The organism is Buttiauxella selenatireducens, assembly GCF_031432975.1.
Classification (GTDB): Bacteria; Pseudomonadota; Gammaproteobacteria; order Enterobacterales; family Enterobacteriaceae; genus Buttiauxella; species Buttiauxella selenatireducens.
This window is the reverse complement of record NZ_CP133838.1, coordinates 4,692,169-4,712,039: the sequence shown is the minus strand read 5'-3', so window position 1 is coordinate 4,712,039 and position 19,871 is coordinate 4,692,169. Positions and strand designations below refer to the sequence as shown.

The following is a 19,871-nucleotide window of genomic DNA, read 5'->3' as shown; positions in this document are numbered from 1 at the left end:
CATGGTGGAGAGAAGGGAGGTGTTAAACGGGCCGCAGCGCGACCCGTGTTTTAAAAGATTTACAGAACCATGCCGCCGACGATAAAACCGAGGATGACGCACAGCGTGATAGCAATCACCCCTGGAATTAAGAACGCATGGTTAAACACGTACTTACCAATACGCGTCGAGCCGGTATCGTCCATTTCCACCGCCGCCAACAATGTTGGGTAAGTCGGCAGGACGAACAATGCAGAAACCGCAGCAAAAGAGGCGATGGCCGTCAGCGGGCTTACGCCGAGCATCAATGCTGCTGGCATCAGGGCTTTAGTCGTTGCTGCTTGAGAGTAAAGCAGCGTTGCGGCGAAGAACAATACCACCGCTAACAACCACGGATAACTTTGCAGTAAGTCGCCTGCAACAGCCTGAATATCCTGGATATGGTTTTTGACGAAGGTGTCACCCAACCAGGCCACGCCCAGCACGCAGATACACGCACTCATACCCGATTTGAAGGTGCTGGCGTTGAGGATTTCGCCGGTATCAATTTTACAGGTGACGCAGATAAGCGTAGCGATGGTCAGCATGAACACCACAATCGCTTCGTTACGCGGCAGAATTGGGTTTTTAATCAGGCCAACGGTATCGCTGATGGCGGTGGCGTAGAACATCACCGCGACAATACCGATAAGGAACAGGAGAACCGAGCGTTTAGCGTGTGGCTTCAGGTTAAACACGCTAGTCCCGCGCAGTTTCACTTCACCTTTAGCAAGACGTTCCTGGTACACCGGATCGTCTTTCAGTTCGCAACCGAGGAAGTTACAGACCACCGCCGTCAGCATTACCGCAACGAGCGTCACAGGAATACAGATACCCAGCAGCGTCAGGTAACTGATGCCCATAGGCTCAAGGATACCCGAGAAGAACACCACGGCTGCGGAAATCGGAGAAGCCGTGATCGCAATTTGCGACGCGACAACCGCGATAGACAGTGGGCGCGATGGGCGAATCCCTTGCTCTTTCGCAACTTCAGTAATCACCGGCAGCGTAGAAAACGCAGTGTGGCCAGTTCCCGCCAGAATGGTCATAAACCAGGTGACCAGCGGGGCGAGGAAGGTGATGTATTTGGGATGGCGACGCAATAGTTTTTCTGCAAGGCTTACCAGGTAGTCCATTCCCCCAGCCACCTGCATGGCGGCAATCGCGGCAATAACTGCCATGATGATTTCAATAACGTCGAACGGAATTGCCCCGGGTTTAACCTGAAAAATAAGGGTTAAAACCAGAACGCCAAAACCGCCAGCAAAGCCAATGCCTATGCCGCCGAGTCGGGCTCCGAGATATATCGCCAAAAGCACGATAACGAGTTCTGCTCCAAACATAATTCCCTTCCTGGTGTTTGCTTATATGATAATTATATGTTGTGTTTTTGTTTAAAGTAGAAATGAAAAAGGCACGTCCATTGGACGTGCCTTTTGTTATCTACCGTAAAGATTACTGTTCATTTTCATCGGTATAACGCTTCGCTTTATAAACTGGATGCATCAGGTTGTTGATGGAGAAAATATCATCCAGCTCGGCTTCGGTGAGCAGGCCGCGCTCCAGCACGACTTCACGCACGCTTTTGCCGGTCTCCGCACAAATTTTCCCGACGATATCGCCATTGTGGTGGCCAATGAACGGGTTCAGATACGTGACAATACCAATCGAGTTGTAGACGTAGCTTTCGCACACTTCTTTGTTCGCGGTAATACCGTCGACGCATTTTTCCAGCAGATTGTAGCAAGCGTTAGTCAGAATGTGGATAGACTCAAACATCGCCTGGCCAATGACCGGTTCCATGACGTTCAACTGCAACTGACCAGCTTCGGAAGCCATGGTGACGGTGATGTCGTTCCCAATAACTTTAAAGCAAACCTGGTTAACCACTTCTGGAATTACCGGGTTCACTTTGGCAGGCATAATAGAAGAACCCGCTTGCAGTTCTGGCAGGTTGATTTCGTTCAGACCCGCACGTGGGCCGGAGGAGAGCAGACGAAGGTCATTACAGATCTTCGACAATTTCACCGCCAGACGTTTCAGCGTGCTGTGAACCATCACGTACGCGCCACAGTCGGAGGTGGCTTCAATCAAGTCTTCAGCAGGAACACATGCCAGATTGCTGACTTCTGCCAGTTTCTGCACAGCCAGTTGCTGATAACCTTCAGGCGTGTTCAGGCGGGTACCGATAGCGGTAGCGCCGAGGTTGACTTCCAGCAGCAGTTCTGCGGTGCGCAGCAGGTTGCGTGTTTCTTCGTTCAACAGAACGTTGAAGGCATGGAATTCCTGGCCCAATGTCATTGGAACCGCGTCTTGCAACTGAGTACGGCCCATTTTCAGGACGTTTTCAAACTCAACCGCTTTGCGCTGGAAGCCATCACCTAACTGGTTGATAGCATCAACCAATTTCACAATTGAAGCGTACACCGCGATGCGGAAACCAGTTGGGTAAGCATCGTTGGTGGACTGGCATTTGTTTACATGATCGTTCGGATTCAGGTACTGGTACTCACCTTTCTGGTGGCCCATCAGCTCAAGCCCAATGTTGGCGAGCACTTCGTTGGTATTCATGTTAACGGAGGTACCGGCACCGCCCTGGTAAACGTCCACCGGGAATTGGTCCATACATTTGCCGTTATTAAGAACTTCATCACAAGCCTGGATAATGGTGTTTGCGATGCTTTTCGGAATGGTTTGTAACTCCTTGTTCGCCATTGCCGCTGCTTTCTTAACCATCACCATGCCACGCACAAACTCAGGTATGTCACTGATTTTGCTGTTACTTATGTAGAAGTTTTCAATCGCTCTCAGAGTATGAATACCGTAATAGGCATCCGCTGGCACTTCCCTGGTACCCAACAAATCTTCTTCGATACGAATGTTATTTAACATGTGAACCTTCTTAATTAAAGCTGCCATTGGTTGATCACAGCACGCACAGGATCTTTGGTCGTGCGATGAATAGACCGACGATTATGTCCATATTCGGTCTCTACGCCGTGATGATATGCTGATGATAGAGAAATGCAGTAATCTGGATCACTTATTAAACGTCATCTTACATAACAATTATTAATATGTGATGCCGATCAATTGTTGAAAATTTCCAAAAAAATAATACAGCGCGTAGATTGATTTTTGACTATGGCGCCGCCATCTCTTTGACTACGCTTAATGGCCAAACTATTTGACGCAAGGGCTTGATGGCGCTTGCTACAGTCTTCCCAACTACAGGAGTGTACGGTGCGCTGGATACCGTTAATTGCCATTTTTCTCTATGTTTACATAGAGATCTCGTTATTTATTCAGGTTGCCCACGTGATGGGGGTTTTCCTGACGCTGGTACTGGTGATATTCACCTCGGTTATTGGTATGTCACTGGTTCGCAACCAGGGCTTTAAGAATTTCATGCTGATGCAGCAGAAAATGGCGGCGGGTGAAAGTCCAGCGGCAGAGATGATCAAAAGCGTTTCGTTGATCATTGCAGGTTTGCTGCTACTGTTGCCTGGTTTCTTCACCGACTTCCTCGGTTTACTGCTGTTACTGCCACCGGTACAAAAACATCTCACTCTGAAGCTGATGCCGCATTTGCGTTTTTCACGCATGCCGGGTGGTGGCTTTAGCGCGGGCACTGGCGGTGGTTCAACGTTTGACGGTGAGTATCAGCGTAAAGATGATGCGCCGAAACAGCTCGACGACCACGAGAATGATGATCGTCACAATCGCTAAAAATCGAAAATTTTTTTGTTTTCCCCCCTTGAAGGGGGGGAAGCGCATCCCCATCTCTCAGGTCACCAGCCGATAACCCATTTTGGACCGGCGTTACCTAAACAATTGATACTGACTTTCTCAAAGGAGAGCTATCACATGAGCATTCGTCCATTACATGACCGTGTCATCGTCAAACGTAAAGAAGTTGAATCTAAATCTGCAGGCGGCATCGTTCTGACTGGCAGTGCAGCTGGCAAATCAACTCGTGGCGAAATCATCGCTGTCGGTAAAGGCCGCATCCTGGAAAACGGTAACGTACAACCGCTGGACGTAAAAGTCGGCGACATCGTAATTTTCAACGATGGCTACGGTGTTAAGTCTGAGAAGATCGACAATGAAGAAGTGTTGATCATGGCAGAAAGCGACATCCTGGCAATTGTTGAAGCGTAATCCGCGCAAAAACTGAACGAACATAAACGAATTTAAGGAAAGTTAAGAATGGCAGCTAAAGACGTAAAATTCGGTAATGACGCTCGTGTGAAAATGCTGCGTGGCGTTAACGTACTGGCAGATGCAGTGAAAGTTACCCTCGGTCCAAAAGGCCGTAACGTTGTTCTGGATAAATCTTTCGGTGCACCGACTATCACTAAAGATGGTGTTTCTGTAGCGCGTGAAATCGAACTGGAAGACAAGTTCGAAAACATGGGTGCGCAGATGGTTAAAGAAGTTGCCTCAAAAGCGAACGACGCTGCAGGTGACGGTACTACTACTGCAACCGTACTGGCTCAATCCATCATCACTGAAGGCCTGAAAGCTGTTGCTGCAGGCATGAACCCAATGGACCTGAAACGCGGTATCGATAAAGCTGTTATCGCCGCTGTTGAAGAGCTGAAAGCACTGTCTGTTCCTTGCTCTGACTCTAAAGCCATTGCTCAGGTTGGTACTATCTCTGCTAACTCCGACGAAACCGTGGGTACTCTGATCGCTGAAGCGATGGAGAAAGTAGGCAAAGAAGGCGTTATCACCGTTGAAGAAGGCACTGGCCTGCAAGACGAACTGGACGTAGTTGAAGGTATGCAGTTCGACCGTGGCTACCTGTCTCCATACTTCATCAACAAGCCAGAAACCGGTTCTATCGAACTGGAAAGCCCGTTCATCCTGCTGGCTGACAAGAAAATCTCCAACATTCGTGAAATGCTGCCCGTTCTGGAAGCCGTTGCGAAAGCTGGCAAACCACTGCTGATCATCGCTGAAGATGTTGAAGGCGAAGCGCTGGCAACTCTGGTGGTTAACACCATGCGTGGCATCGTGAAAGTGGCTGCTGTTAAAGCACCTGGCTTCGGCGACCGTCGTAAAGCTATGCTGCAAGACATCGCGACTCTGACTGGCGGTACCGTAATCTCTGAAGAGATCGGTATGGAGCTGGAAAAAGCGACCCTGGAAGACCTGGGTACTGCTAAGCGTATCGTTATCAATAAAGACACCACTACCATCATCGATGGTACCGGTGAAGAAGCGGCAATCCAGGGTCGTGTATCCCAGATTCGTCAGCAAATTGAAGAAGCAACTTCTGATTACGACCGTGAAAAACTGCAAGAGCGCGTAGCGAAACTGGCTGGCGGCGTTGCGGTAATCAAAGTCGGTGCAGCTACCGAAGTTGAAATGAAAGAGAAGAAAGCACGCGTTGAAGATGCCCTGCACGCTACCCGTGCTGCGGTTGAAGAAGGTGTGGTTGCCGGTGGTGGTGTTGCGCTGATTCGCGTAGCAAGCAAACTGTCTGAACTGCGTGGCCAGAACGAAGACCAGAACGTGGGTATCAAAGTTGCGCTGCGCGCAATGGAGTCTCCACTGCGTCAGATCGTTCTGAACTGCGGCGAAGAGCCATCTGTTGTTGCTAACAACGTGAAAGCGGGCGACGGTAACTACGGTTACAACGCAGCAACTGAAGAATACGGCAACATGATCGACATGGGTATCCTGGATCCAACTAAAGTGACTCGTTCTGCTCTGCAGTACGCAGCGTCTGTAGCTGGCCTGATGATTACCACAGAGTGCATGGTTACCGACCTGCCAAAATCTGACGCTCCTGATTTAGGTGGCGCAGGTATGGGCGGTATGGGTGGCATGGGCGGCATGATGTAATTGCCCTGACACTCGCGTGCTAAAAGCACCGTGTTAAGAAAACCCTCAGGCAGAAATGTCTGAGGGTTTTTTCTTTTTGGTCGCAGTCTGGTATAAGGTCATACCGGGGCGACAATGGCCCACTACACTGAATACGGCATTGATTACGGGGAACAACATGCGCATAAAAGTTTCAGCAGGAATGGCTGTGGCAGCATTGCTGCTGGCAGGGTGCAGTACCAGCAATGATCTGAGTACCGCCGGGCAGAGCGTTCGTTTTGTTGAGGAAAAACCGGCCAGTAACTGCCAACTGTTAGGCACCGCTACCGGTGAACAAAGCAACTGGTTGTCTGGGCAGCATGGCGATGAAGGCGGTTCTATGCGTGGTGCGGCAAATGCCCTGCGTAATAACGCTGCGGCAATGGGTGGGAACGTGCTGTATGGCGTGAGTAGCCCGACTCAAAACTTGCTGTCGAGCTTTGCGCCAACTGCGAGCAAAATGACCGGCCAGGTTTATAAGTGCCCGAACTGATTTTTGTGTAAAACAACCCTCACCCCGACCCTCTCCCTGAGGGCGAGGGAGAAAATCGTGCAATTCCCTCTCATGTCGTCGAGGGGGAGTCGTGCAATTCCCTCTCCTGTGGGAGAGGGTTAGGGTGAGGGCCGCAATCAATTCTGCCGTAGCTGCAAATCCAACGGTGTTTTACTCGGTTCACCGCCAATTTCACGTGCCAGCTTCGGCACCATATAGCCTGAAATCAACGTCAGCAGTTCACGCATAATCAATCTCGCTTCGTCGTCACTCACCATAAAGTGTGCCGCGCCTTGCACTTTATCCAGCACATGCAGGTAGTAAGGCATAACGCCGGAATCAAACAGCGCATTGCTTAACTCCGCGAGGGTCTGGGCATTGTCGTTCACGTCGCGCAGTAACACGCTTTGGTTGAGTAGCGTCACACCAGCCTTGCGTAAATGGCTCATGCTGGCTCTAAATTCATCCCCAATCTCATTGGCATGGTTGATATGGTTAACCAAAATAACCTGTAACCGGGAGCGAGCAATGCGTGTAACCAGCGTTTCAGTGATACGAGCCGGGATAACAATCGGCAAGCGGCTATGAATACGCAGACGTTTAATATGCGGGATAGCTTCGATTTCGGTGATCAACCAGTCGAGCTCGTGATCCTTCGCCATCAGCGGATCGCCACCAGAGAAGATAATTTCATCCAGTTCCGGGTGCTCACTGATGTAGTTAATAGCTGCCTGCCAGTTACGTTTGTTGCCCTGATTTTCGGAATACGGGAAATGGCGACGGAAGCAATAACGGCAGTTGACGGCACAGCCACCTTTAACCAGCAACAACGCCCGGTTGCGGTATTTGTGCAACAGGCCTGGAACCACACTGTGCTGCTCTTCGAGCGGATCGGTACTAAAGCCGGGGGCGGCAATAAATTCCTCCCTGGAGGTCAGTACCTGGCGCAACAATGGGTCATTTGGGTTGCCTTTTTCCATGTGCGCGACAAAAGATCGCGGCACACGCAAGGCAAAAAGTCGACGTGCATCACGTCCCGCCAACAACTCTTTGTCGGCGTCCAGCTCTAAAATATGCAGCAGTTCATCAGGATCGGTTATAACATCGGCAAGTTGCGTTAACCAATCTTCTCTGCGGGGGGATTTAGGGTTACAATGTGTGCCATTTTTTGGCTAAGCTACCAATTAACAATTTCAGAGGGCCTTATGGCGACTTATTCTAGCAACGATTTTCGTGCCGGTCTTAAAATCATGTTCGAAGGCGAACCTTACGCAGTCGAATCCAGTGAGTTCGTGAAACCAGGTAAAGGCCAGGCCTTTGCTCGCGTTAAAATGCGCCGCCTGCTGACAGGCACCCGCGTTGAGAAGACCTTCAAATCTACCGACTCCGCTGAAGGCGCAGACGTTATCGATATGAACCTGACTTACCTGTACAACGACGGTGAGTTCTACCACTTCATGAATAACGAAACCTTCGAGCAGCTGGCAGCTGATGAGAAAGCGATTGGTGACAACGCTAAATGGATGCTGGATCAGGCCGAGTGTATCGTGACCCTGTGGAACGGCCGTCCAATCGCTGTACAGCCACCAAACTTCGTAGAGCTGGAAATCGTTGAAACGGATCCGGGTCTGAAAGGTGATACTGCTGGTACCGGCGGTAAGCCTGCAACACTGTCTACTGGTGCTGTGGTTAAAGTACCTTTGTTCGTTCAGACTGGCGAAGTCATCAAAGTTGACACTCGCTCTGGCGAATACGTTTCTCGCGTTAAGTAATACGTGATGGTTGGCGGTGAGGCGTTTGACGCATCACCGCCGATTGCTAAAGGCAGGGAAGATGAGCCGTTTAATTAAACATTTACTTTTCATCACGTTGCTAACCACTATTCTGACGGGCTGTAACGCCACCCGCGGCTTTGGCGAAGACCTGAAACACCTTGGCGGCGCCATTGAGCGTGCAGCAAACAAATAATTTCCAACACTCCTAAAAATCTGCTTTTTCCGTCAGCCTGCCATTTTTTGACTATGCTTTAACTGCTATACACAAACAAAATCGTCAAAAAAGGATACGGTCATGATTAAGAAAACTATTGCAGCGTTTTTTTCTCTCATAGTGCTTTCGTCATTATTGACTGCATGTAATACGACTAAAGGCATGGGTGAAGATATTCAAGATGGTGGTCAAGCGATTTCTGGTGCAGCAACAAAAGCACAGAATTAATATATTAACGGACGGTACGGTATTCATGCCGTACCGTTGTTAATTCATTATTGCTGATGCTGTTCTATGAACAATGAAAATCGGTTGTTTATCCCAAGTTTCATTCGGATATTTCGTTTGTAGGTATATACCGTCTTGGTGCTAATTCCCATCATGCTGGCAATAAAATCATTGTTGGCCTCATCGGTCCATAATTTTAATATCCGTTCTTCCCGCAGCGTGAGCAAGGGAGAGGTATACTGCCGCTTAGAGTAAAACGGAGGGCGGGAGCTAAGCTGTGTCTGAATAGCCGCATAAAGTTCAGGTAACGACAGTGATTTACTGAATATAGCGTGCGAGCCTTGTGATAAGCAGTATTCTTCAATCTTCTCGTGTCGAATACTATTAAATATCATTAGGCGAATAGATTTCCCACAGGCTGAGTAAATAGATGAGAGTTGCTGGATATTATGTAATGAGTTGGCAAAACTAGTAAAGTCGGCAATAACAAGGTTTGGCCGCCATTGTATTATTTTTTCGCGAGCTAAAAGCAAATTGTCTGTTTCAACAATAGAGAATGCCATATTGTTGCTCAGCCAGCTTTTAAAACCTTGTCGACTATAATGACAACGGTCCACTAACAATATCTTATGCATACTTACCGTTCGCGTGACTCACTATTACAGCCTTTTCTGAATGTTCGAGAAAACATTATAATATGTAGAAAACTGCTGAAATGAATTGTGGATTTACGGGTTAATTAGCAGTCAATTCTTGGCTTAGCGTCAGCGTGCCCCCACATGTGGCAACTAAACGTTACTGGTTTGTTGGCAGCAAAGTGTCATTTTGGTTTTTCTGTGCGTGATGGATTGCTAGAATCATCGCCTCACCAGCCTTAGGGGACGACCCTTAAGCGCTTCTTGATTTCCGGGGACGGCCCCATTACTGGAGCTGTTTATGGCCTGGTTGATTCTTGTTATTGCTGGTTTATTAGAAGTTGTCTGGGCTGTCGGCCTGAAGTATACCCACGGTTTTACCCGCTTGTGGCCTAGCGTTATCACGGTGGTGGCGATGATTGTCAGCATCGTGTTGCTGTCATGGTCGATGAAAACCTTGCCGACCGGCACGGCATACGCTATCTGGACAGGTATTGGCGCTGTGGGTGCTGCGACGACGGGTATCTTGCTGTTAGGCGAATCAGCAAGCCTGGCCCGCATTGCGAGCCTGGCGCTGATTGTCCTCGGGATTATTGGCCTGAAAATCAGCACGCATTAAGAGCCATTCCATCAGGGCTGTTTAATCCACAGAAGTTTTTCCACCGGGAAGCCCTGTTGTGTCGCGATCTTCAGCATTTGCTCTTTCACCTCAGGGCTGATGGTTGGCGTGCGCGACAATATCCACAGATAGTCCTTATCCGGCCCGCACACCAGTGCGTGTCGGTAATCTTTATCTATCGAAATCACGTTGTAACCACCGTAAAACGGCCCAAAGAACGAAACTTTAAGTGCCGCACGGCTTGGATCACCCGTGAAATAGGCTTTGCCAATACTTTGCTGCCACATTTGCCTGTCTGGGTTAAAACCTCTATTTATCACTCGAAGACCGCCATCATCCATGGCGCTGTACGTGGCTGTTACTTGCTCCAGCCCGCTTTCAAATTTGTGGTCAAGTCTGGCAATTTCATACCACTTGCCGAGATACCGTTTAGCATCAAAATTATTAACCACCGTGGTGCCTGGTGGTGGAGTCGGGGTGCTACAGGAGACGACGAGAAACGCAACTGCAATGGTGGTGATAATCGGCCAGATGCGCATAGAAAAATCCTTGTCTGTTTTTGCTAAGTGTAGATTGTGGTGGGGAAAATGCGGGGAATGGCTGGAAATAAAAAGGCCTGCTGCGCAGGCCCGTTTGTTTTACTGCAATGCTTCGAGGATTGCGTATCCTGCTTTTACGCGCTCGGTGTTGGGGTAGCTCTTATTTGCCAGCATCACAATGCCGAGTTGTTGCTCGGGGATAAATGCCACATAAGTACCAAATCCTCCGGTTGATCCTGTTTTGTGGACCCAGGATGCCTTAACAACAGGAGCGGGTGGCTCGATGGCTACTGCTTTTTGCGGGGCGAGTGCCACTTTATTGTCGCTACCATTAATCAGCGTTTTGGCATCCACCGGCAAGTTGTGCATCTCCCAACCTAATCCCTGATACATGCTGCCAATTCGCCAGTAGCGCGTTTGTGCCAGTTCAATGCCTTGCCGTAACGTTTGGTCGCCGACGTGTTCAGGCTTCATATTGGCTTGCACCCAACTTGCCATGTCTTCAATCGTCGATTTCACACCATAGGCTTCAGCATCCAGCATACCCGGTGAAACGTGTACGGCTTTGCCGTTGCGGTAACCCCAGGCATAGCTGCTTTGTTCAGATGCGGGCACTGTTATCCAGGTATGCGAAAGGTTCAGCGGCTGGAATACACGTTTGGACATCGCCTCTTCAAAGCTCATCCCTGACGGTTTTACTGACAGCGCGCCGAAAAGGCCAATGCTGGCGTTGGCATACACACGAGTCGAGCCCGGAGCCCATTGTGGTTGCCAGTTCTGATAAAAGTGGAGCAGGGACGTCTGATTGGTGACGTCATCAGGTACCTGCAACGGCAATCCACCTGCGGTGTAGGTGGCAAGTTGCAGCAGATTTATCTCTTTCCATTGTTTACCGGTTAATGCAGGCCAGTACTTCGCAACCGGGTCGCTGAGCTTAATTTCACCGCGAGCGACAATATCGCCGCCAAGAACGCCGGTAAAAGTCTTACTGACCGAGCCGAGTTCAAACAATGTCTCTTTCGTTACGGGTAAGTTTTTGCTGATATCCGCTTGACCATAAGTGAAGTAATGCGGTGTCCCCTGATAAATAACGGCGACAGCCATACCCGGAATACTCTGTTCTTTGAGCAATGGAGCGATAACACTATCGACGGTTTGAGCAAGCTGCTTTTCGGTGAGGGTTTTCTGGGCGGCAAAAGCAGGGTAAGAGACCGTGAGCATCAACATGCAGCAAAGCGTTTTTTTTATCATTGGTGTTCCTCCATAAAGTGACACTTTAGTTCGCGCTGGTACAAATAAAAAGGCCTGCACAATGGCAGGCCTTTTTAACAATCCGCGTAATTAGAGAGTAATTACACCGATAAAGGTCACAACGGTCAAGATCGCCGCAAGACCGTAGAACACCCACTTGCCAGATGGCACGTGAATTTTCAGGTCGTGCATCGCATGGTGAATACGGTGAAGCCCGCACCACAGCGGCAGAACAATCATCAGGAAGATGAATAAGCGACCAATCAGACTTTGAGAAAATGCCAGCACACGCTCATAGCCCAACGCATCGCCCGGGAACAGACCCAGCGGCAACATAATGCCAACCAGCAACACGATGACGGGTGCGATGATCGCGCCCCACATACCGCCTGCGCCAAACAGACCCCAGAATACCGGCTCGTCGGAGCGTTTTGGATTTGGATTAATCATGACGTCCCCTTACCAGAACAGTGCAACAAACAGAATGACGACAGTGGCGACAGCCGTCACCGCCCACAATCCTTTAATCACCGGCTCAGGGCCCATTTTCTCATCTTTAATGATGATATTGGCGGCCTTCGGTGCCAGTTCAAACCATGTCTTGGTATGCAGTAAAGCAGCCGCTAAGGTGATCAGATTGAGGATAACCACAATCGGGTTCTGCAGAAAACTGACAAATCCCGCCCAGCTTTCAGGGCCGCTTTTCAGTGAAAACAGACCGCAGATAAGCAGAATGCTGAACCAGACGGTCGGCACGGCTGTACCTTCGCGAATCATATAAAAACGGTAGAAGCCCAGCTTTTGCCACCAGGTCGGAGTCATCGTCCGTACATATGGCTTACGTTTCGTAGTCATTTTGCACTCCTTAGCGTGGTTTCAGGGTGGCAATCAAAAAGTCTTTCGAACTTTCGACTTTACCCTGCTGGATGGCCGCTGCCGGATCGACGTGTTTCGGGCAAACTTCGGAGCAATAGCCCACGAAAGTACAGCTCCAGACGCCGTTCTGGCCGTTTAACTGCGCCATACGCTCTTTCTTGCCATGGTCGCGGTTATCCAGGTTGTAACGATGAGCAAGCGTAATGGCCGCCGGGCCAATGAACTCAGGATTCAAACCAAACTGAGGGCAAGCCGCGTAGCACAGGCCACAGTTGATGCAGCCGGAGAACTGATGGTATTTCGCCATCTGTGCTGGCGTCTGGGTGTTTGGCCCCTGATCTGGCGTGCGCGGGTTGCCGATGATGTACGGCTTAATGGCTTCCAGGCTTTCGATAAAGTGGGTCATATCGACCACCAAATCGCGCTCGATAGGGAAGTTGCCCAGCGCTTCAACCTTCATGCCCTGTGTGTATTCACGCAGGAAGGTTTTACAGGCCAGTTTAGGCACGCGGTTGACCATCATGCCGCAAGAGCCGCAGATAGCCATACGGCATGACCAGCGGTAGGTCAGGTCTGGCGCCAAATTGTCTTTGATGTAGCCCAGCGCATCAAGCAACGAGGTTTGCTCGTCATAAGGCACTTCATACATTTCGCTGTGCGGCTTGCTATCCGTTTCCGGGTTGTAGCGCACAATTTCAATCTTCAGAGTTTTCATCGCATCAGCCATTCGACGTCTCCTTCTTCTTATCGGCCGCTTCTGCTTCCGCACCGTAGACGCGTTTAGCCGGTGGCAAAGTCGTGATTTTCACATCGCTGTATTCCAGGCGCGTGGTTCCATTTGCGTCACGGAATGCGAGAGTATGTTTCAGGAAATTCACGTCATCACGCTCGGTACAACCTTCGTCTAAGCGCTGGTGTGCCCCACGAGACTCTTTACGTGCCATCGCCGAGTGCGCCATACATTCCGCCACATTCAGGCCGTGGCCCAACTCGATGGTGTAGAGCAAATCGGTATTAAACACGCTGGAGGTGTCAGTGATGCGCACGCGTTTGAAGCGCTCTTGCAGCTCAGCCAGCTTATCGATAGTTTTCTGCATCAGTTCTGGAGTGCGATAAATACCGCAACCTTCTTCCATCGACAGACCCATTTCATCGCGGATCTTCGACCAGTTTTCAGTACCTTCCTGATTAACCAACTTCTTCAGACGCGTTTCTACGTCAGCGGCTTGTGCATTCAGCGCGGCATCATTAGCAGGTTGCGCTTCGTTCGCACGACGCATCGCACTTTCACCCGCCATACGGCCAAATACAACCAGCTCAGCAAGGGAGTTAGAACCCAGACGGTTTGCCCCGTGCAAGCCAACTGAAGAGCATTCGCCAACGGCAAACAGCCCTTTGATACGGCTTTCACATTGGCTGTCGGTTTCGATACCCCCCATGGTGTAGTGCGCGGTAGGACGAACCGGAATCGGCTCTTTTACCGGGTCTACGCCGACATAGGCTTTCGACAGCTCACAGATGAATGGCAGACGTTCGAGGAGTTTTTTCTCACCCAGGTGACGGAGGTCGAGATAAACCACATCGCCGCGTGGCGTTGGAACGGTGCGGCCAGCGCGCCATTCGTGCCAGAAAGCTTGAGAAACTTTGTCGCGCGGACCGAGTTCCATGTATTTGTTACGTGGCTCGCCCAGCGGAGTTTCAGGCCCCATTCCGTAATCTTGCAGATAGCGATAGCCATCTTTGTTGACCAGAATACCGCCTTCACCACGGCAGCCTTCCGTCATCAGAATGCCGGAACCTGGCAGGCCGGTAGGGTGATATTGCACGAATTCCATATCACGTAGCGGTACGCCGTGGCTTAACGCCATACCCATACCATCGCCGGTCACGATGCCGCCGTTGGTGTTGTAGCGGTAAACACGACCCGCACCGCCGGTTGCCATCACCACGGCATTCGCGCGGATCTGCACCAGCGTACCTTCCATCATATTCATGGCGACCAGGCCACGCGCGGCCCCGTCATCAACCAGAATATCGAGCACGAAATGCTCGTCAAAACGTTGGATTTGCTGGAACTGCAATGAAGTCTGGAACAGGGTGTGGAGCATATGGAAGCCGGTTTTATCCGCGGCAAACCAGGTACGCTCAATCTTCATGCCCCCAAAGCGACGCACGTTGACTGAACCGTCCGGGCGACGGCTCCACGGGCAACCCCATTGCTCAAGTTGAGTCATTTCAGTTGGGCAGTGGTGGACGAAGTAGTCGACCACATCCTGCTCACACAACCAGTCACCACCGGCAACGGTGTCATTAAAATGGTATTCGAAACTGTCGTGATCCTGCGCAACGGCGGCAGAACCCCCTTCGGCGGCCACGGTGTGGCTACGCATTGGGTAGACTTTGGAGATCAGAGCAATTTTGGCTTGTGGATTGGCTTGTGCTGCCGCGATGGCTGCTCGTAAGCCCGCTCCGCCAGCGCCTATTATGGCGAGATCGGCTTGAAAGGTTTGCACGACATTCCTCCAGATTTTAGTTATTCCGCTTAGCTGATTTAACCAAAGGTAGTTCACCGATACGGCGCTAGCTATAGCGAAAGGGTTATCCCTGCTCCTTTGTAGGTAGCGGATTATAGCCGTAGGCTTACTATGGAAATTTGACGTGTTCGATTTTTTTGCTGTTCAGTGCAGCAATTAATTAATTTTGGTGATGAGTTATGTCACGAAATTCAAATTAGTACTGCCAGATCGGCGCGGCTGGCGATGAAAAATTACTGCGCAAAATTTGTCTCCCTAATGCGTTGCGAGTAGACTTCTCCGCCTTGTTTGAATACGGAGACATCCACATGAGCGAAACGGCCACCTGGCAGCCGAGCGCATCCATCCCCAACCTGTTGAAACGCGCCGCGATCATGGCGGTTATTCGGCGTTTTTTTGCCGACCGCGGTGTACTGGAGGTGGAAACACCCTGCATGAGCCAGGCTACGGTAACGGACATCAATCTGTTCCCGTTTGAAACCCGTTTTGTTGGCCCAGGCCACGCTCAGGGCGTCAATTTGTACCTGATGACCAGCCCGGAATATCACATGAAACGCCTACTGGCGGCGGGCGTTGGCCCGGTATTCCAGCTGTGCCGTAGCTTCCGTAACGAAGAGATGGGCCGCCACCATAATCCAGAATTCACCATGCTGGAGTGGTACCGCCCGCACTACGATATGTATCGTCTGATGAACGAAGTTGATGATTTGTTGCAACTGGTTCTGGAGACCGATGCTGCCGAGACTCTTTCTTATCAGCAAGCATTCCAGCGCCATCTGGAGATTGATCCGCTTTCTGCGGACAAAAACCAACTGCGCGAAGCGGCAGCGAAACTTGATTTGAGCAATATTGCCGATCAGGAAGAAGACCGCGACACATTGCTGCAATTGCTTTTCAGCATGGGTGTAGAGCCGCACATTGGTAAAGACAAGCCGACGTTTGTTTATCACTTCCCGGCAAGCCAGGCCGCACTGGCGCAGATCAGCACCGAAGATCACCGCGTAGCCGAGCGCTTTGAGGTTTATTTCCGAGGCATTGAACTGGCGAATGGTTTCCACGAATTAACGGACGCGCGTGAACAGCAACAACGTTTCGAGCAGGATAACCGTAAACGTGCCGCTCGCGGTTTACCGCAACAACCAATAGATGTGAATTTGCTGGAAGCGCTGAAAGCCGGATTGCCGGATTGTTCAGGCGTGGCGCTAGGTGTGGATCGTTTGATTATGCTGGCGTTGAAGGCTGAAAGACTGGCTGACGTGTTGGCGTTCCCGGTAGACCGGGCGTAGAACAACCCTCACCCTCACCCTGACCCTCTCCCTGAGGGAGAGGGGATTTACAGTTTCCCCTTTTTCCCTGGGAGAGGGGATGTACAGTTTTCCCCTTCTTCCCTGAAATAGAGGGTGTACGGTTTCCCCTTCTCCCTGGGGAGAAGGCTGGGATGAGGGGGAACGTTTACAAACTCCCCGGAGTCCTTCCCGCTTTCCCTGACGACACCATCGTCTTACTACTACGTTGCCCACCCAAACTATCCAGACGCATCTGGAACGGTGGGAACGGCAGCTCGATACCGTGTTCGCGGAACCCTTGCAGAATCAGCTGATGAATCTCGTGGCGCAGTGGCATACGGTGGTTCATCTCTGCGGCGTAAATACGCAGCTCAAAGATTTGAATACCGGCCTGTAAATCCACCAGGAATGCTTCTGGCGCTGGGTTATCAATCACCAGTGAACAACGCTCCGCTGCTTGCAACAGCACTTTCGTTACTTCTTCGCTGTTAGCATCGGAAGGTGCCGGGACCGTTAACACCACACGCGTGACGGAGTCCGAGAGTGACCAGTTGATAAACTGCTCAGTGATAAAAGCCTTGTTAGGGACGATTATCTCTTTGCGGTCCCAGTCGCTGATCGTGGTCGCTCGGGTGTTGATCTTGGTGACGCTACCGGTGAGATCGCGGATTGTTACGGTATCGCCAATACGGATCGGCTTTTCAAACAGGATGATCAGGCCAGAGATAAAGTTGGCGAAAATCTCCTGCAAACCAAAACCTAAACCCACACCCAGAGCAGCGACGAGCCACTGCAACTTCGACCACTCAATACCAATCATTGAGAAGCCAACCAACGTCCCGACCAGCAACAGCAGGTATTTGGTCACGGTGGTAATGGCGTAACCTGTGCCCGGTGCTAAATCCAGATGCTGAAGCAGCGCGAGCTCGAGCAGCGCGGGCAGATTACGCACCAGTTGCATGGTGATAATCAGCACCAGAATAGCAATCAGCACGGCACCGAGCGTAATCGGCTCAAGGCTTTCCACACCTTGTACCGTTGAGGTCACATCCCACAACGTGATGTTCTCAAGGAAGCCAAAGGCGGAATGTATTTCTGACCACAATACAATGACCGACAACAGCGCAATCAGCATCAGAATCGAACGCACCAGACGCAAGGATTGTACGCTGATGGTATCCAGATCGATTTCCGGCTCCTCGATGGCTTCCGCCGAACCTTCAGTGCTGTGGGCATGAGCGGGTTCTTCTTCGCCACGGGCACGTTGAGCAAGGATTTCCGCACGGCGATGTTTGGCACGGTCAAATGCCAGACGGCGGCGCTGGATGAGCATCCAACGGCGGAAGATATGGTAAACAACCAGCAACAGGAACCAGATAGCGACGGACGTTTCTAGCCTTGCGAGCAACGCTTGCGCAGTGGCCAGGTAGCCGACAGTCGCTGCCAGAATGGCAATTAACGGGGCCGCAAGTAGCAGGTTCCACAGCATCGTGTTCGCAATGTTTTCGCTATTACCTTGTTTATCCAGATACAGCGGAATACCGGCGCGTTTCAGGCTTAAAGTCACGAGCGCCATCGCGCCGCAAATTAAAATAAAGCACAGCCGTCCAAGCGAGTCTGAGAACTCTCGGTCATTGAGATTATCAAACATAATCAATGCCATAATCAGTGGCACGATCAGGCAGATACTCAGCATGTAGTAACGCATGGCGCGAGCCACGCGGTGCTGAGGCCAGCCAAAATGCACAATGAACAAGCCATTCGGACGGGCGAACGTCGCACAAATCATCACAGCCCACAGCAGCGGAACTGTCGCTGTCACGCCATCACCTATTGCCACTGCGAGGGGGTACGGCCAACCGGCTTGCAGTCCGAACCCGAGTGTTGCCCACAGCACCGGCAAAGGCAGCGCCACAAGAATTGACCAGAACACCGTCCGCAACGTTAAGCTGAAATGATCCTGAGTGACCTTGCCAACCTTTGCACTGGATCGTTCAAGGAAGGCAGTGAAATGGCGGCGTGAGCTGATACTGAAGCCCACCAGTATTAATGCGCCGAACAACGGCAGCAGGGTTTCCTTACTGGTCAGCATCATGATGGTAGCGCTGCCGAGCTGGCTGAACGTATCCATCGACACCAGGCGGCGCAAATCCTGCACAATCTCAACCGGCCAGGTGATACCTATCGGGCTGACGTCTGAGGTCCAGAACAGGTAACGGTGAGTCGCTTCGTTCACCTCTTTTAACGCATCTTCAAGCTGGCTGTTCGCCACTTTCAGTTTGGTCAGTTCGAGAATCAGGTTATCGCCGCCTTGCAGCAGGGAATTGAGCAGTTCGCGCTGGGTACGCAGTTGCGCTTCCAGAATACGATTTTGCTCGCTGGTGAGCTCCTTGCCATCAGCTTGCCGAATCTGGCGTAATTGCTGCTGCTTGTTTAGCAGGTCTTCGTAATGCAGGCGTTGAACGCGCAATTGGCCGAGTTCGGTATCCACCTGCTGGGGTTTTGGCATTTCAGGCAAACGAGCAACCTGCGCACGTAATGCTTCTCCCAGAACGTTCGAAACGCCAAGCCATTGCGACTGCTCGCGTAACGTGTTCAGTGCCTGACGAACTTGCAACGTCTGGCTGGATGCCTGGCGCTGTTGAGACGCCACTAAATCCATACGCTGAGCTTGTTGGTTCAGCGCCTGGGACAATTCGCGGTTATTTTTAAACTGCTCAACAATATCTGCGGGCAGGTTTGCGCTGCTTTCTGCCAGCAATTCGGTACTTTCCAGGGCTTTTTCAGCTTCACGCTGGCGCTGGTTATTAAGTTGGTTACGCAATGCCTGAAGATAAGCATCCAACTGCGTGCTCTGTTTTTGGGCCAGTTCGGCCCTCAGACGCGCGAGCTCCTGGCGGTTACTGGCAGACAGTTGCGCCAGCTCCAGTTCATCGACTAGCGCTTTCAGGCGCACAGATTCGGCCTGCAAAGAGTAACTTTGCGCCTGTGCTAACGGTGTGCTGGTGGCCGGCAGGGTTCCAATCCGGCGTTCAACGTCGTTTAACTGACGGCGCGCATCGGTTTGCTGCTGCGGGAGTTGGCTGAGTGAATCCGTGATTTCGCGAGTACGTTCCTGCTCTTGCTGCGCAAGGCGGCTTTTATCCAGCAACTGGCTGCTTACTTGCAGGATTTCCTGATTCAGCGCATCGGTCGACATGCCTTCCGGCACTTTTTGCGGTTCATCGCTCAGGTTGTTGATCTGTCGGCGTAAGGTGTCAGAGAGCTTGGGGAAATTATCTATGACTTGCTGATATTGAGTGGCTCGTTCCAGGGAGACTTTGCGTTCATCAAGCGAATTGAGGGCAGCCTGAAGCGCTTCCACGATTTCAGCGTTACCTGGTTTGTCTTTTGCAGACTTAGCTTGTTCAAGCTCCTGGGAGATTTGTTTGGCGTCAGGGGCCGTTGCGGCGTACAGCGGTGAGCTAAGGCACAAACCGATCAGAAAAGTGATTATCAGGCGCACGGCACGTCGGTTCCTATAGGTGAAACA

19 protein-coding genes and 1 pseudogene are annotated in these 19,871 nt (G+C 51.0%); 9 read left to right on the top strand and 11 right to left on the bottom strand.

Going from position 1 to position 19,871, the window contains the following annotated elements:
• Window positions 1-59 precede the first annotated feature (59 nt).
• Window positions 60-1,361, bottom strand: a complete 1,302-nt coding sequence (locus tag RHD99_RS21610; RefSeq protein WP_309876518.1) for an anaerobic C4-dicarboxylate transporter — start codon at window positions 1,359-1,361, stop codon at window positions 60-62.
• A 112-nt stretch (window positions 1,362-1,473) separates the two neighbouring features.
• Entirely contained in the window at window positions 1,474-2,910 is a 1,437-nt protein-coding gene (gene aspA, locus RHD99_RS21605) for an aspartate ammonia-lyase (RefSeq protein WP_270141091.1), read from the bottom strand.
• Between the two features lie 351 nt (window positions 2,911-3,261).
• On the opposite strand from aspA, the gene RHD99_RS21600 reads away from it, so the two are divergent.
• The 4 genes from RHD99_RS21600 to RHD99_RS21585 all read left to right on the top strand — a co-directional run bounded on the left by RHD99_RS21600 (window position 3,262) and on the right by RHD99_RS21585 (window position 6,382).
• A complete protein-coding gene (locus RHD99_RS21600; protein WP_183272516.1) occupies window positions 3,262-3,747 on the top strand; it encodes an FxsA family protein in 486 nt (161 codons plus the stop codon).
• Window positions 3,748-3,885: 138 nt separating this feature from the next.
• On the top strand, window positions 3,886-4,179 hold the full coding sequence (locus RHD99_RS21595; protein ID WP_034461121.1) for a co-chaperone GroES: 294 nt from the start codon (window positions 3,886-3,888) through the stop codon (window positions 4,177-4,179).
• Between the two features lie 48 nt (window positions 4,180-4,227).
• Window positions 4,228-5,871: a chaperonin GroEL gene (groL, locus tag RHD99_RS21590; RefSeq protein ID WP_183272517.1), complete on the top strand. Its 1,644-nt coding sequence runs from the start codon at window positions 4,228-4,230 to the stop codon at window positions 5,869-5,871.
• A 157-nt stretch (window positions 5,872-6,028) separates the two neighbouring features.
• Window positions 6,029-6,382, top strand: coding sequence for a DUF4156 domain-containing protein (locus RHD99_RS21585; protein ID WP_183272518.1), 354 nt, complete (start codon window positions 6,029-6,031; stop codon window positions 6,380-6,382).
• A 137-nt stretch (window positions 6,383-6,519) separates the two neighbouring features.
• On the opposite strand, the pseudogene epmB reads toward RHD99_RS21585, so the two are convergent.
• A pseudogene (epmB, locus tag RHD99_RS21580) lies at window positions 6,520-7,547 on the bottom strand (EF-P beta-lysylation protein EpmB).
• A 40-nt stretch (window positions 7,548-7,587) separates the two neighbouring features.
• Between epmB and efp the strand changes: the two are divergent.
• From efp to ecnB, 3 genes are all read left to right on the top strand, one after another.
• Window positions 7,588-8,154: an elongation factor P gene (gene efp / locus RHD99_RS21575; RefSeq protein WP_034461125.1), complete on the top strand. Its 567-nt coding sequence runs from the start codon at window positions 7,588-7,590 to the stop codon at window positions 8,152-8,154.
• A gap of 61 nt (window positions 8,155-8,215) precedes the next feature.
• Window positions 8,216-8,350 (top strand): entericidin A/B family lipoprotein, encoded by a 135-nt coding sequence (locus RHD99_RS21570; RefSeq protein ID WP_183272520.1) that lies wholly within the window; start codon window positions 8,216-8,218, stop codon window positions 8,348-8,350.
• 102 nt (window positions 8,351-8,452) lie between these two features.
• Window positions 8,453-8,599 carry a lipoprotein toxin entericidin B gene (gene ecnB / locus RHD99_RS21565; RefSeq protein WP_034492730.1) on the top strand — a complete coding sequence of 49 codons (147 nt, stop codon included), beginning with the start codon at window positions 8,453-8,455 and terminating at the stop codon, window positions 8,597-8,599.
• A gap of 47 nt (window positions 8,600-8,646) precedes the next feature.
• On the opposite strand, the gene RHD99_RS21560 is transcribed toward ecnB, so the two are convergent.
• Complete coding sequence (locus RHD99_RS21560) at window positions 8,647-9,234, bottom strand: response regulator transcription factor (RefSeq protein WP_510183661.1); 588 nt, start codon at window positions 9,232-9,234, stop codon at window positions 8,647-8,649.
• Between the two features lie 301 nt (window positions 9,235-9,535).
• Between RHD99_RS21560 and sugE the strand changes: the two genes are divergently transcribed.
• On the top strand, window positions 9,536-9,853 hold the full coding sequence (sugE, locus tag RHD99_RS21555) for a quaternary ammonium compound efflux SMR transporter SugE (RefSeq protein ID WP_183272522.1): 318 nt from the start codon (window positions 9,536-9,538) through the stop codon (window positions 9,851-9,853).
• An 11-nt stretch (window positions 9,854-9,864) separates the two neighbouring features.
• On the opposite strand, the gene RHD99_RS21550 is transcribed toward sugE, so the two are convergent.
• The 6 genes from RHD99_RS21550 to frdA form a co-directional block, all read right to left on the bottom strand.
• Window positions 9,865-10,392, bottom strand: a complete 528-nt coding sequence (locus tag RHD99_RS21550) for a lipocalin family protein (protein WP_309876508.1) — start codon at window positions 10,390-10,392, stop codon at window positions 9,865-9,867.
• A 99-nt stretch (window positions 10,393-10,491) separates the two neighbouring features.
• Complete coding sequence (ampC, locus tag RHD99_RS21545) at window positions 10,492-11,643, bottom strand: CMY2/MIR/ACT/EC family class C beta-lactamase (protein ID WP_309876506.1); 1,152 nt, start codon at window positions 11,641-11,643, stop codon at window positions 10,492-10,494.
• Window positions 11,644-11,733: 90 nt separating this feature from the next.
• Window positions 11,734-12,093, bottom strand: a complete 360-nt coding sequence (gene frdD, locus RHD99_RS21540) for a fumarate reductase subunit FrdD (protein WP_064540797.1) — start codon at window positions 12,091-12,093, stop codon at window positions 11,734-11,736.
• A 9-nt stretch (window positions 12,094-12,102) separates the two neighbouring features.
• A complete protein-coding gene (frdC, locus tag RHD99_RS21535) occupies window positions 12,103-12,498 on the bottom strand; it encodes a fumarate reductase subunit FrdC (RefSeq protein ID WP_183272525.1) in 396 nt (131 codons plus the stop codon).
• A gap of 10 nt (window positions 12,499-12,508) precedes the next feature.
• Window positions 12,509-13,234, bottom strand: a complete 726-nt coding sequence (locus RHD99_RS21530) for a succinate dehydrogenase/fumarate reductase iron-sulfur subunit (protein WP_373925643.1) — start codon at window positions 13,232-13,234, stop codon at window positions 12,509-12,511.
• 4 nt (window positions 13,235-13,238) lie between these two features.
• On the bottom strand, window positions 13,239-15,032 hold the full coding sequence (gene frdA / locus RHD99_RS21525; RefSeq protein ID WP_309876503.1) for a fumarate reductase (quinol) flavoprotein subunit: 1,794 nt from the start codon (window positions 15,030-15,032) through the stop codon (window positions 13,239-13,241).
• A 329-nt stretch (window positions 15,033-15,361) separates the two neighbouring features.
• On the opposite strand from frdA, the gene epmA reads away from it, so the two are divergent.
• Window positions 15,362-16,339, top strand: a complete 978-nt coding sequence (gene epmA, locus RHD99_RS21520) for an elongation factor P--(R)-beta-lysine ligase (RefSeq protein ID WP_183272528.1) — start codon at window positions 15,362-15,364, stop codon at window positions 16,337-16,339.
• Between the two features lie 166 nt (window positions 16,340-16,505).
• On the opposite strand, the gene mscM is transcribed toward epmA, so the two are convergent.
• Window positions 16,506-19,844: a miniconductance mechanosensitive channel MscM gene (gene mscM, locus RHD99_RS21515; RefSeq protein ID WP_309876501.1), complete on the bottom strand. Its 3,339-nt coding sequence runs from the start codon at window positions 19,842-19,844 to the stop codon at window positions 16,506-16,508.
• Between the last annotated feature and the right edge of the window lie 27 nt (window positions 19,845-19,871).